This window comes from Pseudomonas sp. Ant30-3 (assembly GCF_000690905.1).
Classification (GTDB): Bacteria; Pseudomonadota; Gammaproteobacteria; order Pseudomonadales; family Pseudomonadaceae; genus Aquipseudomonas.
Genome location: NZ_JMCL01000075.1, coordinates 42,295 through 57,996 on the forward strand (window position 1 = coordinate 42,295; position 15,702 = coordinate 57,996).

The 15,702-nt window shown below is 60.0% G+C and carries 13 protein-coding genes; 4 read left to right on the forward strand and 9 right to left on the reverse strand.

What is annotated here, in order from left to right; genetic code table 11:
• Nucleotides 1-57: 57 nt before the first annotated feature.
• The 9 genes from DU29_RS0118485 to edd all read right to left on the reverse strand — a co-directional run bounded on the left by DU29_RS0118485 (nt 58) and on the right by edd (nt 11,223).
• Nucleotides 58-1,218, reverse strand: a complete 1,161-nt coding sequence (locus DU29_RS0118485; RefSeq protein ID WP_028623009.1) for an ABC transporter ATP-binding protein — start codon at nt 1,216-1,218, stop codon at nt 58-60.
• A gap of 3 nt (nt 1,219-1,221) precedes the next feature.
• On the reverse strand, nt 1,222-2,067 hold the full coding sequence (locus DU29_RS0118490; protein WP_028623010.1) for a carbohydrate ABC transporter permease: 846 nt from the start codon (nt 2,065-2,067) through the stop codon (nt 1,222-1,224).
• On the reverse strand, nt 2,060-2,968 hold the full coding sequence (locus tag DU29_RS0118495; protein WP_028623011.1) for a carbohydrate ABC transporter permease: 909 nt from the start codon (nt 2,966-2,968) through the stop codon (nt 2,060-2,062). The genes DU29_RS0118490 and DU29_RS0118495 overlap by 8 nt, the downstream gene beginning before the upstream one ends.
• A 156-nt stretch (nt 2,969-3,124) precedes the next feature.
• Nucleotides 3,125-4,423, reverse strand: a complete 1,299-nt coding sequence (locus DU29_RS0118500; protein WP_028623012.1) for an ABC transporter substrate-binding protein — start codon at nt 4,421-4,423, stop codon at nt 3,125-3,127.
• 116 nt (nt 4,424-4,539) lie between these two features.
• Entirely contained in the window at nt 4,540-5,799 is a 1,260-nt protein-coding gene (locus DU29_RS0118505) for a D-mannose isomerase (RefSeq protein WP_028623013.1), read from the reverse strand.
• A 271-nt stretch (nt 5,800-6,070) separates the two neighbouring features.
• Nucleotides 6,071-7,540, reverse strand: a complete 1,470-nt coding sequence (locus tag DU29_RS0118510) for an ATP-binding protein (RefSeq protein WP_028623014.1) — start codon at nt 7,538-7,540, stop codon at nt 6,071-6,073.
• Nucleotides 7,530-8,261, reverse strand: coding sequence for a response regulator (locus DU29_RS0118515; protein WP_028623015.1), 732 nt, complete (start codon nt 8,259-8,261; stop codon nt 7,530-7,532). The genes DU29_RS0118510 and DU29_RS0118515 overlap by 11 nt, the downstream gene beginning before the upstream one ends.
• Before the next feature lie 179 nt (nt 8,262-8,440).
• Nucleotides 8,441-9,400 carry a glucokinase gene (locus tag DU29_RS0118520; RefSeq protein WP_028623016.1) on the reverse strand — a complete coding sequence of 320 codons (960 nt, stop codon included), beginning with the start codon at nt 9,398-9,400 and terminating at the stop codon, nt 8,441-8,443.
• Complete coding sequence (edd, locus tag DU29_RS0118525) at nt 9,397-11,223, reverse strand: phosphogluconate dehydratase (protein ID WP_028623017.1); 1,827 nt, start codon at nt 11,221-11,223, stop codon at nt 9,397-9,399. Before edd ends, DU29_RS0118520 begins: the two co-directional genes overlap by 4 nt.
• A 220-nt stretch (nt 11,224-11,443) precedes the next feature.
• Between edd and gap the strand changes: the two genes are divergently transcribed.
• From gap to DU29_RS0118545, 4 genes are all read left to right on the forward strand, one after another.
• Nucleotides 11,444-12,445, forward strand: a complete 1,002-nt coding sequence (gene gap / locus DU29_RS0118530) for a type I glyceraldehyde-3-phosphate dehydrogenase (RefSeq protein WP_028623018.1) — start codon at nt 11,444-11,446, stop codon at nt 12,443-12,445.
• Nucleotides 12,446-12,669: 224 nt separating this feature from the next.
• Nucleotides 12,670-13,188, forward strand: a complete 519-nt coding sequence (locus DU29_RS0118535) for an RNA polymerase sigma factor (RefSeq protein WP_028623019.1) — start codon at nt 12,670-12,672, stop codon at nt 13,186-13,188.
• Nucleotides 13,189-13,307: 119 nt separating this feature from the next.
• Nucleotides 13,308-14,273 carry a FecR family protein gene (locus tag DU29_RS0118540; RefSeq protein ID WP_028623020.1) on the forward strand — a complete coding sequence of 322 codons (966 nt, stop codon included), beginning with the start codon at nt 13,308-13,310 and terminating at the stop codon, nt 14,271-14,273.
• A gap of 121 nt (nt 14,274-14,394) precedes the next feature.
• Nucleotides 14,395-15,702: TonB-dependent receptor (locus tag DU29_RS0118545; protein WP_028623021.1), on the forward strand; the 1,308-nt coding region annotated here is incomplete at its 3' end.

Sequence of the window (15,702 nt, forward strand, 5' to 3'; positions counted from 1 at the left end):
CAGACCGTATTCGCGAGCAGGCTCGCTCCCACATTGACCGCCCACCCTGTTTGATCTTCAGCGGCCCTTGAACTGGGTCACGTTGGCAGCGTGAATCTCAGGTTGCGCTTGGCCCGCAACGCCCAAACGCTCCCCGGTCTTGGCATCGAACAGCAGCACTTTCGCTGGGTCGAACTGCAAGGTCAGCGTCTCGCCCACGGCCGGCGCCACATCCGGCGCCAGGCGACAGCAGACCTTGGTGTCGTTGAGATTGACGAACACCAGCGTGTCGGGGCCGGTCGGCTCGGTGACCTGCACTTCCGCGCGAATGGTCGGCAAACCATTCGGCTCGCCAGCCGCGAGCACGATCTGCTCCGGGCGCATGCCGAGAATCACTTCGCGGTCTTCGAGCCCGGCGTCCTGCATGCCCAGCGGCAATTCGCATCGCGCCTGCCCACTGTCGAGCAGCGCCATCAGGCGACCCTCCTTGCGTTGCAGGCGCAGAGGAATGAAGTTCATCGGTGGCGAACCGATGAAGCTCGCCACGAACAGGTTGGCCGGGTTGTTGTAGATGTCTTTCGGGGTGCCGAACTGCTGAATGATTCCGTCCTTCATCACCGCCACTTTGTCGCCCAGCGTCATCGCTTCGATCTGGTCGTGGGTGACATAAACCGTGGTGGTTTTAAGGCGCTGGTGCATCAGTTTCATTTCGGTGCGCATCTCGACGCGCAATTTGGCGTCGAGGTTGGACAGCGGTTCGTCGAACAGATAAATCTTTGGTCGACGCGCCAGCGCTCGGCCCATGGCCACACGCTGTTGCTGACCACCGGAGAGCTGGCCCGGCTTACGGTTCAACAGATGCTCGATCTGCAACAGCTTGGCGACACGAGCGACTTCTTCGTCGATGTCGGCGGCCGGCATCTTGCGGATCTTCAGGCCGAACGCGATGTTGTCACGCACACTCATGGTCGGGTACAGCGCGTAAGACTGGAACACCATGGCGATGTCACGATCTTTCGGGCTCATGCCGCTGATGTCGGCGTCGTCCACCAGAATCGCGCCGCCACTGATAGTTTCCAGGCCGGCAATGCAGTTCATCAGTGTCGATTTACCGCAACCGGACGGGCCGACCAGAATCAGGAATTCACCGTCGTCGATTTTCAGTTCGATGTTTTTCAGGGTGTCCGGCAGACCGGCGCCGTAGGTCTTGTTGACGTTGCGTAATTCGAGAGTTGCCATGTTCTACCCCTTGACCGCGCCGGCCGTCAGCCCACGCAGGAAATACTTGCCAGCGAATATGTAGACCAGCAGTGTCGGCAGCCCGGCGATCATCGCGGCGGCCATATCAACGTTGTATTCCTTGGCCCCGGTGCTGGTGTTGACCAAGTTGTTGAGGGCCACGGTAATTGGCTGGGCGTCGCCACTGGCGAAGACCACGCCGAACAGAAAGTCATTCCAGATTTGCGTGAACTGCCAGATCAGGCAGACCATCACGATCGGGATCGACATCGGCAGCAGGATCTTCCAGAAAATCGTGAAGAAGCCCGCGCCATCCAGACGCGCCGCCTTGACCAGCGCATCCGGAATGCTCACGTAGTAGTTGCGGAAAAACAGCGTGGTGAACGCCAGGCCGTAAACCACGTGGACCAGTACCAGGCCGGTGGTGGTGTTGGCCAAACCGAATTTGCCGAGGGTGAATGAAGCCGGCAGCAGAACGGTCTGGAACGGCAGGAAGCAGCCGAACAGCAACAGACCGAAAAACAATTGCGAACCACGGAAGCGCCACATCGATAGCACGTAGCCGTTCATTGCACCGATGAAGGTCGAGATCAGAACGGCTGGCACGGTGATTTTTACCGAGTTCCAGAAGTAGCCGCCTACGGTGTCCCAGGCTTTGATCCAGCCGATGCCGTCGATCACTTGCGGCCAGCTCAGCAGGTTGCCGGTGCGGATGTCATCCGGGGTTTTGAAACTGGTCAGCAGCATGACCACCAGCGGGATCAGATAGATTGCCGCCGCCAGCAACAACGTTGCGTAGATCGCGACGCGGCTGAAGCTGAGCGCCGGTTTTCCGAGTTGATTACTCATGTCGTTTGCCCCGCAGCTCGGAGTACAGGTACGGCACCAGAATCGCCAGGATCGCGCCGAGCATCATCATGGCGCTGGCTGAACCGATGCCCATCTGGCCGCGACTGAAAGTGAAGGAATACATGAACATCGCCGGCAGGTCGGAGGAATAACCCGGACCACCTGCGGTCATCGCCGCCACCAGGTCGAAGCTTTTGATCGCAATGTGCGCGAGGATCATGAAAGCGCTGAAGAACACCGGACGTAGGCTCGGCAGCACGATTTTCATGTAGATGGTCGGCAAACTCGCGCCGTCAACCTGCGCGGCACGGATGATCGATTGATCGACCCCGCGCAGGCCGGCCAGGAACATCGCCATGACAAAGCCCGAGGCTTGCCACACGGCAGCGATCACCAGGCAGTACACCACGCGATCCTGATCCACCAGCCAGTCGAGACGGAAGCCTTCCCAGCCCCAGTCGCGCAGCATTTTGTCCAGGCCAAGGCCGGGGTTGAGCAGCCACTTCCACGCGGTACCAGTAACGATCATCGAGAGCGCCATCGGGTACAGGTAAACCGTGCGGATGAATCCTTCCTTGCGGATGCGCTGATCGAGCAGCACGGCAAGGAATACGCCCAGCACCAGGCTGATGCCGATGAACATGCCGCCGAACAGTGCGAGGTTTTTGCTCGCGACCCACCAGCGATCGTTGTCCATCAGGCGCATGTATTGCTGCAGGCCGACCCACTTGTAGCTCGGCATGAAGCTGGAATTGGTGAAGGACAGGACGAATGTCCAGATGATGTAACCGTAAAAACCAACCAACACGATGAGCATGCTTGGCGCGAGTACCAACTTGGGTAACCAGCGTTGCAGCGCATCGAACGGTGAGGCTTTGCTTAAAACCGCCACAGAGCTCATCGGGATAATCCAGGTGAATAGGGAAGTGATATCGACGCAGACCCGGTGTGGGAGCGAGCCTGCTCGCGAAGGCGGTGTATCCGTCAACTTCATTTCTGAATGTCAGACCGCTTTCGCGAGCAGGCTTGCTCCTACAGGGATTACCAACGCCGCGGGTTACTGCGCAGCTTTGATAGCCGACGCCAGTTGACCGCTGGCCTTGGCCGGGTCTGCATCTTTATCGTTCATGAAGTTGGTGACCACGTCGAAGATCGCGCCTTGCACGGCCAGGGAAGTGGCCATGTTGTGCGCCATGCTTGGCTGCAGGCCGCCGGTTTTCTCGTCTGCCAGGAAGTCCTTGGCAGCTGTTTGTGCGCAGGAATCGAAGCCAAGTGCGCTCATGTCGTTAAGCATGTCGGTGCGCACCGGGATCGAGCCTTTGTTGATGCTGAAGACTTTCTGGAAGTCTTTGCCCAGAGCGACCTTGGCCAGGTCCTGTTGAGCGGCGATATCGCCCTTGCGATCAGCCTTGAGCTTGAACACGGCCAGCGAATCGATGTTGTAGGTGAAGGCTTTCTCGGTGCCTGGGAATGGCACGCACTGGTAATCCTTGCCGGCCACTTTACCGGCAGCGGTCCATTCGCTTTTCGCCCAGTCGCCCATCATCTGCATACCGGCCTTGCCGTTGATGACGTCGGCGGCAGCGATGTTCCAGTCACGCCCGGCGCGGTTCTGGTCCATATAACCGGTGAGTTTTTTCAGCTCGGTGAACGCTTTGGTCATCTCCGGCCCGGAGAGGGTTTTCTGATCGAGGTCGACCAAGGCTTTCTTGTAACCGTCGGCGCCCATGACCGAGAGCACGATGTCTTCAAACACAGTGCTGTCCTGCCACGGTTGGCCACCGTGGGCCAGAGCGATGAAACCGGCAGCCTTCAGCTTGTCGCCGGCGGCATAAAATTCTTCGAGGGTGGTCGGGGCTTTGTCGATCCCGGCTTTCTTGAATACTTGCGGGTTGATCCACAGCCAGTTGACGCGGTGAATGTTCACCGGAACAGCGACGTAATCGCCTTCGTACTTGACGGTATCGGAGACTTTTTTGATCAGCAGGTTATCCCAGCCTTCAGCCTTGGCGACGTCGGTGAGGGTATCGGTGCTGAGCAGGCCGGTGCTGCCCCATTCCTGGATGTCCGGGCCTTTGATCTGGGCGACGCCCGGCGGGTTACCGGCCACTGCGCGGCTTTTCAATACGGTCATGGCCGTGGAGCCACCGCCGCCGGCCACTGCGCCGTCCTTCCAGGTAAAGCCATCTTTTTCGACCTGGGCCTTGAGCACATCGACCGCTGCTTTTTCACCACCCGATGTCCACCAGTGAACGACTTCCACGGATCCTTTGGATTCGGCGGCAAGCACACTGAGAGGAAGCGCAGAGAGGGAGGCGAGAGAAATGACAGTAGCGAGGCGAGAAATCGCGTTCATCTGGAAGTACCTTTCTTGTTGTTATGCATGCAAGTCTGGTGCTTGCGCTGCACGGATTCTAAACAGGAGTCATCCCCTCGCAGGTAACGAAGGGACGCGTGAATGTCACAGCATGGTTACATAGAACCGCTCTGGGACAACCTTGCCAAGGCACTGGCCATGCTCGGCGCCAATGGCAGACGCGGGATCAACAGCGCTTGCCAGGCGTGATACAGGTCAGGCTTGCCCGGCCAGATATCATCACTTGGTCGGTTGAGCGGATCGAGTTCGTGGTGCCAGCTGCCATCGCAGCGGTCGATGAAATATTGTTCGCAGAAATCCCAGAACAGGCGATACCAGGATTCGTATTGCGCACCGCCTGTACGCTTCAATAAGGCGCTGGCTGCGGCGCTGGCTTCGCAATGGGTCCAGTGCAGACGATGGCGAACCACCGCGCGATTGTCCCAGTCGAGGGTGTAGACAATTCCCGGCGCGCCGTCGATGTTCCAGGCGTGCCGGCAGTTGTTGTCGAACAGCTTTTGCGCGTCGGTGGCCAGCCAGCCGGGCGTCAGCATGCCGGCCCGCACCCGCGACGCTTCGAGGTGCAGCAACAGCCGCGCCCATTCGAAACCATGGCCCGGCGTAGTGCCGTAGGGACGGAAACCGTCGGCCGGGTTGTCGCGGTTGTAGTCGCGCAACGGGTTCCAGTCGCGGTCGAAATGTTCGACCACCAGGTAATCATTGGCGGCGGCGTGGCCGTGGATCACGCGCTCGACGATACGTTGCGCACGGCTCAGCCAGTGATTGTCTTCGGTGACATCGGCCAAAGCGAGAAAGGCTTCGGTGGCGTGCATGTTGCTGTTGGCGCCGCGGTAGCTTTCTTCTTCACTCCAGTCACGATTGAAGGATTCGCGCATCGCGCCCTCCTCTTCACTCCAGAACCAGGTGTCGATGATGTCGATGGCGTCATCCAGCAACACTTGGGCACCGGGGCGTTGCGCGACCACAGCGGAACTCGCGGCGAGTGCGACGAACGCGTGCAGATAAGCATTCTTGCCGGTGTTGCCGTCGCGGTGCTCGGCGGTGGCGAACCAGCCCCCGTGTACGGCGTCGCGCAACGGCCCGCGCAGGGCCTGAATGCCGTGGTCGACCAGCCCGGCAAAACCCGGCAAGCCCTGGATGTGGGCCATGGCAAAGCTGTGGGTCATGCGCGCGGTGTTCATGGTTTCGGCGTGGGCGTTGGGCGGGAGCCGGCCCTTTTCATCGAGATTGCCGAAGCCTTCCGCAAGCTTCGATGCCTTGGCGAAGTCCAGCAGGCGCAAGCCCTCGATGGCGAGCCATTGCTGGTGGGCAGGTGCGTTCAGCCAACTGCTGAAGTCCGGATTGAAGGAGTCCATGAGGTGCCTGTTTTTGTTGTTATGACTGAGGGGCAGTCTAAACAACGGGCAGTGGCGAGCTTGTAACGAAGCGGGCAGGTTTTGTCACTGGCCTGTGACATTCAGCCCGATCCTTAAGTGAGCGATGACCTGTGGCGAGGGGCTTGCCCCCGTTGAGTGGCGCAGCAGTCGTAAAATCTGCGACCTGATTTTTACAGGCAGTCTGTGGGTGATGGTTTTGGGGACCGCTTCGCGCTCCAACGGGGGCGAGCCCCCTCGCCACAGAGTGGCGTCAGTCGATGGAGCGTGGCAACTGCAACGTCACCCGCAACCCGCCTTCGCGCAAATTCTGCAGGCTGACTTCGCCGCCATGACTGTGGGCAATGTTGCGCGCAATGCCCAGTCCCAACCCGTAACCCTGCTGCTGTCCGGCAAGGCGAAAATGCGGTTCGAACACCTGCTCCATGCGTTGCTCAGGTACCCCCGGGCCTTCGTCGTCGACATGCAGGACAAAGGCGTTTTCGTCATCATCAATATGCAGGTGCGCGTTTTGCCCGTACTTCAACGCGTTGTCGATCAGGTTACCGATGCAACGCTTCAGCGCCAGCGGTTTGCCGGGATACGCCGCCAGTGCCCTCCCGTGCTGGGTGACGCGGCCGTTGCCATTGGGCGCCAGGTAGGGCTCCACCAGACAATCGAGCACATGATTGAGGTCCACCGGCTCGATGTTTTCGTGAATGTCGGTGTCTTTGACGCATTGCAGAGCGCCCTTCACCAGCAGTTCCAGCTCATCCAGATCGCGACCGAACTTGGCTTGCAGCTTCTCGTCTTCCAGCAGTTCGACACGCAACCTCAGGCGCGTGATCGGCGTGCGCAGGTCATGGGAAATCGCGCTGAACAGTTGACTGCGCTCGGTCAGATAACGGCTGATGCGTTCGCGCATGGCATTGAACGCGCGCCCCACTTCCACCACTTCACTGCCACCACCCTCGGCCACGGGCAGCACGTCGGCGCCCAGCGACATCTCACGCGCCGCACGGGCCAGACGCTTGAGCGGCCGGCTCTGCCAGTGCACCAGCACGCCGATAAACAACAGCAAAAAACCACTGGTGAGGATGATGAACCAGACTTGTTGCTTGGGCAGGCCTTGCTCTTCAAGGCTGGTGTAGGGTTCGGGCAGCAGCGAAGCGATGTACAGCCATTCCCCTGGTGCCATCTGGATTTGCGTGACCAGCACCGGCGGATTGACCGGCTCCAGGGTCAGCGCGTAGTGCGCCCACGAGCGCGGCAGTTCATCGAGTTTCAATCCGCCGTTGAATATCCGCAGGTCCTCGGGGCTGACGAAGGTCACGGAAATGTCGGCGTCCTGGCCCAGGGACTGACGCAGCACTTCGTCCACAGCTTTGAGCACCGCCGCTTTGCGCGGGGTCGTCGGCAGCACTTCCATGCCCAGCGGTTTGTCGTTGAGCGTCACCACGAATCGGGTGCCGCCCATGCTGCGCAACTGATCGAGCACCAGCGGCCGGAAGGCCACCGGCAGCGATCGGAAATAACTGACGCTGGCGGTCATCGAATGAGCCAGGCTGCGGGCGCTGGTGACCAACCCCTCAAGCTGGGTGGCGCGCAATTGCGAGACCCAGATCACGCTCGACAGTGCTTGGGCAAACAGCACCGCCAGCAGCGTCAGCAGCAACATCCGTCCGAGCAGGGAGCGAGGCACCGGCACTTTGCCAGCAAGTTTGCGTAAAAAATCAGTGACCATTGCTGGCAACCACATTGGCTGCCAATTGATAGCCGCTGCCGCGCACCGTACGGATCAGGCGTGGCGGCTTATCGGTGTCGCGCAGGCGTTGGCGCAAGCGGCTGACGGCCATGTCGACGATACGATCGAGCGGCATCAGGTCGCGGCCACGGGTGGCATTGCCGATGGTGTCGCGGTCGAGGATTTCCTGCGGGTGATCAAGGAACAGTTTCAGCAGGGCAAAATCGGCGCCGGAGAGAATCACTTCCTCGCCGTCTGTGTGAAACAGTCGATGGCTGACCATGTCCAGGCGCCAGTCGTCAAAGGCAAGTACTTCCCCGCCGAAGCGTTCCTGACCGAACTGGGCACGGCGCAACAGCGCCTTGATGCGCGCCTGCAGTTCACGCGGACTGAAAGGTTTACCGAGGTAATCATCGGCGCCCAGCTCAAGACCGATGACGCGGTCGGCTTCGTCGGAACTGGCGGTGAGCATAATGATCGGCACTTGTGCCTGACGCGGGTGCTGGCGAACCCAGCGACACAAGCTGAAACCATCTTCGTCCGGCAGCATCACGTCGAGGATCACCAGATCGCTCGGTGCCTCGTTCAGGGCCTGGCGAAAGCCTGCGCCGTCGGGCGTGGTCCGTACCTGAAAACCGGCGCGGGTCAGGTAGGTGTCCAGCAACTCGCGTATCTCCTGATCGTCATCGACCAACAAAATCGACTTGTTGACTGAGCTCACGGGGCGGCGTCCTTGTTGTTTGAATTGGGGCGGATTATGCCTTAAGCACCGATTTTACAAACACCACAAAACCACTGTAGGAGTGAGCCTGCTCGCGATTGAGGTTTTACATTCAACATTTCTGTCGACTGCACACACCGTCATCGCGAGCAGGCTCACTCCTACATTTTGATCGCATTTCAAGCGGGGACGGATTGCTCGAGCGCCACACCCGCGCCCATCAACCCGGAATACGGCGCCGTCACCAGCCACACCGGAATGCCTTTGAAGTAATCGCTCATGCAGCCCTTGTCGGCGAAGCACCTGGCGAAACCGCTTTCGACAAAAAAATCGGCAAATCGCGGAATCACGCCACCAACGATGTACACGCCACCACGCGCACCCGTGGTCAGCACGTTATTGCCCGCCACGCGCCCGAGCCAGCAGCAGAACTGCTCCAGCACTTCCAGCGCAATCGGGTCGCCGGCCAGACCGGCCGCCGTCACCGATTCCGGCGAATCGAGCACCGGCTCATGACCGTCGACCGCGCAGATAGCCCGGTAGACACGCGGCAAACCGCTGCCGCACAAGGCCGTTTCAGCGCTGACGTGGCCGATCTCGTCAAAGATGTGCTGCCACAACTGGGTCTCACGCGGACTGCTCAGCGGCAGGTCAACATGCCCGCCCTCGCCCGGCAATGCTGCGAAACGGCCATCGCCGAGGTCAAGCAACGTGCCCACGCCAAGCCCCGTGCCCGGACCAATCACCGCCGCTGGCCGCAACGGTTCCGGCGTGCCTTCGCACACCACGCGAAACTCGTCCGGCTGCAGACGGGTCATGCCGAGCGCCATCGCCGAAAAATCATTGATCAACGTCAGGTGATCAACCTGCAGCAGCCGGCAGAAATTCTTGCGGCTGAGCCGCCAGTGATTGTTGGTGAACTTGAACTCGTCACCGCCCACCGGACCGGCCACCGACAGGCACACCGAGCCGATCGAGCCCAGCTCCAGACCCAGCCCGGTCATGTAGACCGCAATGGCCTCCTCCGGGCTGACATGGTCTGCCGTCGCCAGCACCTGAATTGATTCCAGCTGCTGGTTTTTCCACAACGCAAATCGTGCGTTGGTCCCACCGATGTCCCCGACCAAAGCCAGTTTCAATTAAGCGTCTCCAGGGCAGAAGTAAAGGCGCTGGCGCCCTGCTCTGCGGAGCTGAAGGCCATGCGCATGAAACCAAACAGTTCGCGACCGCTGCCGATGTTGTTGCCCAACAGCCCTTTGGCAGGTTCGCGCGCTGCAAATTCGTCGGCGTCTACCTTAAGCTCAAGTGTGCCTTCGACGCCATCGACGCGGATGATATCGCCCTCCTGCACCCGCGCCAAAGCGCCACCTACATAAGCTTCGGGACTGACATGAATGGCCGCCGGGATTTTCCCCGATGCGCCGGACATGCGTCCGTCCGTCACCAAAGCGACTTTGAAACCACGGTCCTGCAGCACGCCGAGGAATGGCGTCATCTTGTGCAATTCCGGCATTCCGTTGGAGCGCGGGCCCTGGAAACGCATGACCGCGACAAAATCCTTCTCCAGCAGACCGGCCTTGAACGCATCGGCCAGATCCTGCTGATCCTGGAACACCATGGCCGGGGCCTCAACAATCTGGTTTTCCAGCGCCACCGCGGAAACCTTCATCACCCCGCGACCGAGGTTGCCTTCCATCACCCGCAAGCCGCCCTCTGGTGAAAATGCGCGGGCAACCGGACGCAGAATTTCTTCGTCGAGGCTGTCGACCGGGCCTTCGCGCCAGACCAGTTGGCCGTTATCGAGGAACGGTTCCTTTGTGTACCGGCTCAAGCCATGGCCAAGCACGGTGTTGACGTTTTCGTGCAGCAACCCTGCCGCGAGCAGTTCGCGGATCAGGAAAGACATGCCGCCCGCCGCCTGGAAGTGATTGATATCAGCCTTGCCGTTCGGGTAGACGTGGCTCAGGGTCGGCACGACTTCGGAGAGGTCAGCCATGTCCTGCCACGTCAATTGAATGCCCGCCGCCATGGCGATGGCCGGCATGTGCAGGGTGTGGTTGGTCGAGCCGCCGGTGGCGTGCAACGCGACGATGGAATTGACCAGCGAGCGCTCGTCGACGATTTCACCGATCGGCATGAAATTGCCGTTCTGCTTGGTCAGCCGTGTGACTTGCTGCGCCGCTTCACGGGTCAGGGCATCACGCAGCGGAGTGTTCGGGTTGACGAAAGAAGCGCCCGGCAAGTGCAGGCCCATGACTTCCATCAACAACTGATTGGTGTTGGCGGTGCCGTAAAACGTGCACGTGCCAGGGCTGTGATAGGAGTTCATCTCCGATTCAAGCAGCTCTTCGCGCGTCGCCTTGCCCTCGGCGTAGCGCTGGCGCACATCGGCTTTCTGTTTGTTGGAAATTCCCGAGACCATCGGCCCGCCCGGCACGAAGATGGTTGGCAGGTGACCGAAACGCAACGCGCCCATCATCAGCCCCGGGACAATCTTGTCGCAGATGCCGAGCATCAGCGCGCCGTCGAACATGTTGTGCGAGAGCGCGACGGCGGTAGACATCGCGATCACTTCACGGCTCGGCAGGCTCAGCTCCATGCCCGGCTCGCCCTGGGTCACGCCATCGCACATGGCCGGCGTGCCACCAGCAAACTGCCCGACCGAGCCGATTTCGCGCAGGGCATTCTTTATTTGTTCAGGGAAAACTTCGTACGGCTGGTGCGCCGAGAGCATGTCGTTATATGACGAAACAATTGCGATGTTCGCAGCGTTCATCATCCGCAGGCTGTGCTTGTCATCGCTGCCGCAACCGGCCACGCCATGGGCAAAGTTGGCGCATTGCAGCTTGCCGCGCATCGGACCGTCGCTGGCTGCCCCGCGAATAAGCGCAAGGTAAGCCTCACGAGTTGCGCGGCTACGGGCGATGAGCCGTTCGGTGACCTCAAGGACGCGGGGATGCATGTGTAGAACTCCAGGCTAACGGATGTGGCGACCTGATTGTCTATGCTGACCAAGGGCGCCTGTCGATGAGATGACGGACGGTTTACTTGATCGGTCGGACCAGTTGATTCAGGTCACTCGTTGTAGATTGAACAAAATATTGCCACTAAAAAGGCTTGTTTTCTATTTTTATGCGAATAATCTTGTAATTCCAACAACAAATCGACGGCGGCCTAGTTAAATGACTCTTCGCATCGCAATCAATGGATTTGGCCGTATCGGCCGCAACGTCCTGCGCGCACTGTATACCCAAGGCTACCGCCAGGATTTGCAGATTGTTGCAATCAATGACCTGGGCGACAGTGCCATCAATGCGCATCTGCTCAAATACGACACCGTTCACGGCACTTTCGACGCCCAGGTGCAGCACGATCAGGAGAGCCTGACCGTCAATGGCGATCGTATTGCTGTCAGCGCCATTCGCAACCCTGCCGAACTGCCATGGGCAGCGGAAAAAATCGACGTCGTGTTCGAGTGCACCGGTTTGTTCACCGACCGCGCGAAGGCCGCTGCGCACATTACCGCCGGCGCACGCAAAGTGATCATCTCGGCCCCGGCCAAAGGCGCCGATGCCACGGTGGTGTACGGGGTCAACCACGACATTCTGCGTCAATCGCATCAAATTATTTCCAATGCGTCGTGCACCACCAATTGCCTGGCTCCGGTCGCTCAGGTGCTGCACCGCGAGCTGGGCATCGAAAGCGGTCTGATGACCACGATCCATGCCTACACCAATGATCAGAATCTGACCGACGTCTACCACACCGACCCTTACCGCGCGCGCTCGGCCACGCAGAACATGATCCCGAGCAAAACAGGGGCCGCTGAAGCGGTTGGTCTGGTCCTGCCGGAACTGGCGGGCAAGCTGACCGGGATGGCGGTGCGCGTGCCGGTGATCAATGTTTCGCTGGTCGACCTGACCGTGCAACTCAAGCGCGAAGCCTCGGCCGATGAAGTCAATGCGCTGCTCAAAGAAGCGAGCCAGCATTCAAAGATCCTCGGCTACAACACCCTGCCGCTGGTCTCGAGCGACTTCAACCACAACCCGCTGTCATCGATCTTCGATGCCAACCACACCAAGTCCAGCGGCAAACTGCTGAAAGTGCTGGCGTGGTACGACAATGAATGGGGATTCTCCAACCGCATGCTGGATAACTGCCTGGCGCTGTGCAACGCCGAATAAACACCCTCCCCTGCAGGAGCGAGCCTGCTCGCGATAGCGGTAAACGATAACGCGTGCTTTCTGGATTAACGCGTAGTTCAGACCTCTTTCGCGAGCAGGCTCGCTCCTACAGGGCGTTGTGTGACGCCGAATAATCGCACTGCGCAGTTTTTCACAATTGAGCGCTTGACCACTCATGCAGATGATAAGCATTATCATTCGCTTGAAATGGATCAGGTCTTACCGTGAGTCAATCGCGCTTCAATCATGTCTTCATCGCACAGCGGATGTCCCTGCTGCGAACATTGGAGCGGATGGTCAACAACCACAGCACCGCTGAAGATCTTCTCCAGGAAACCTACCTGCGGGTCACCCGTGCCCTCAGCGAGCGTGCCATCGATCACCTTGAACCCTTCGTCTTCCAGACCGCCCGCAACCTCGCGCTGGACCATCTGCGTGCGCGGCGCATTCAGTCGCGAACGATGCTCGACGATGTGCCGCTGGACGTCGTGGAAAGTATTGCCGCGCCGGTCAGCAGCGCCGAAGACGCCGCCCATGCCGAGCGATTACTGGAGCGTTTGAACGTGAGCCTCAGTGAACTCAGCCAGCGTCAGCAGCAGATTTTTATCCTCAGCCGGCTGCACGGGCACAGTTATCTGGAGATTGCCGACAAGCTCGATGTCTCGTTGAGCACCGTGCAGAAGGAACTGAAACTGATCATGGCCATCTGCGTCGGCGTCGCCGAACGTTTGAACGGAGACTGAGTCTGTAAGCGGGCTATCCAATGATCGGGGTCGACAGCCCGGTTACTTTGCTACCCTTGCCGCTCAGTCCGGGCTTCACTTATAAAACAGCCGTGCATAGACACTGCCGAGGAAACACCGTGACGGACCCCTACCGCCCCCCTCCGCCTGACGCGGCGCGAGACACTGCCCGTGCGATGGACGAGGCCCTGGACTGGCTGATCGTGCTGGGCAATCCCGACGAGGAGCAGACACGACAGTTCCACGCCTGGCTGGCCGTCGATCCGCTGCATGAGCAAGCCTTCGCCAAGGCCCTGGCGATCTGGGACGGCCCGCAAGTGGCGCAATCCGCGCAACGCCTGGCCGACCTGCCGGCCAAAGTCAGCGTGCTTTCACGACTGCGTCCGCACTGGAAACCTTTGGCCACCGCCGCCGTGCTGATCCTCGGTTTGTTCAGTTTCAGCAACGTGCCCTTGCGCCTTCAGGCGGATCATCTGACCGTGGTCGGCGAGCGCCAGCGCTTGCAGCTGGAGGACGGTTCGAAAGTGCTGCTGAACACCGACTCGGCCTTTTCAAGCACCATCAACAACCAGCAGCGTGTTGCCCGTCTGTATCAGGGCGAGGCTTTTTTCGACGTGCCCGCCAGCCGTGACCGGCCCCTGCAAATCGATGCCGGCCCGGTCAAGGTCAGTGTCCGCGATACAGCGTTCGCCGTGCGATACCTCGACGGTGTGGCGCAGGTCCGGGTGCAGCGCGGCGATATCGATTTGCAGGCAACCCGCGACGACGCGCGCATACGCTTGTCCGCCGGCGAAAGCATCCGCATCGGCCCTAACGGTTTTGACCGGCCTGGCAAACTTGATGCGGCAACAGACCTGGCCTGGGTCCAGGGTCGCCTGATATTCGAGAACTGCCCGTTGCACGAAGTGCTGGCGGAGCTGCGCCGCTACTACCCTGGCTGGATCATCAATAACAACCAGCAGTTGGCGAATGTTGCCGTGACGGGCAATTACCGCCTCGATCAGCCGCTGGACGCGGTTCGCTCGCTCGCGCACATCACCTCGGCGCGCCTGCAGGAATTTCCTGCGCTGGTGATCCTGAACTGAATGAGAATTATTTTTACTCGATAGCTGAAGCTCGTTCGTCTCGTTATAGCCAATGCAATTGATTCGCATCTCGCATGCCAATCAGCACCTATAAAGATTCGTGCGACACGGAGCGCTATCGATGTCCTCTCGCCTCACCCGCCACTCTTCTTCACCGTCGCGCATGCTGTCGCTGCTGACTGCGGCCATTCTCACGGCTGGCAGCGCGCCGCTCCTGGCAGCCACCGCCGCGGGACAACCAACACGCTCCATGGGCGACTACGCATTTGCCATTCCCCAGCAATCATTGGTCTCGGCACTTAACGCGTTCACCAGCGTTACCGGGTGGCAAGTCGGCCTGTCGGCTGAACTGGCACAAGGCGTTGCGTCCCCGGGCGTGCGCGGATCTCTACCGGCGGAAAAAGCTCTGGATCGCCTGTTGATGGGGACCAACCTGAGCTATCGCAAGCTGGGCAACAACAGCATCGTGCTGGAAAGACGTGCCAGCGGCGGCGCGTTGAATCTGCAGCAGGTGACCATCAGCGCCACACGCCAGGAACAAAGCGTGGAAAGTGTGCCGGGGACTGTCACAGTCCATACCCGCGACGAACTGGACCGCAACAACGTCAACACGATCAAGAATCTGGTGCGCTATGAACCGGGAGTTTCCGTGGGTGGCGCCGGCCAACGTGGCGGGATCAGCGGCTACAACATCCGTGGCATCGACGGCGACCGGATCCTGACCCAGGTCGATGGCGTGGAAATTCCCAATGGCTTCTTCAACGGCCCGTACGCCAAGACCCAACGCAATTACGTCGATCCGGAAATCATCAAACGTGTGGAAATCCTGCGTGGCCCGGCGTCGGTGCTGTACGGCAGCAACGCCATCGGCGGTGCGGTCAGTTACTTCACGCTCGACCCCGACGACATCATCAAACCCGGCAGCGATGTCGGCGCGCGCCTCAAGACCGGCTACAGCTCCGCCGACCAAAGCTGGCTGAAATCCGCCTCGGTCGCCGGGCGTGCCGATCAGTTCGACGGCTTGCTGCATTACAGCCAGCGCGATGGCCACGAAACCGAATCCTACGGCAACAACAACGGCACCGGCCTGGCCCGCACCGCGCAAAACCCGGAAGACGTGCGCACCTACAACGTATTGGCCAAGGTCGGCTGGAACTACAACGACGATTCACGCCTGGGCCTGACCTACGAAAAGTACAAGGACGATCGCGATGCCGATCTGAAGAGCGCTTACGGCGGGCCGTTCTTCAATGGCCAGCCGACCATCCCGGACCGCGTCCTGCCCGGCGGTATGTACCAATGGCGGACCGGCAACGATACCGTGACCCGCGAACGGCTCGGCGTGGAAAACAGCTTCACCCTCGACAGCCTGCTGGTGGACAACGTCAAGTGGAGCCTTAACCACCAGGTCGCCAAGACCGACCAGAGC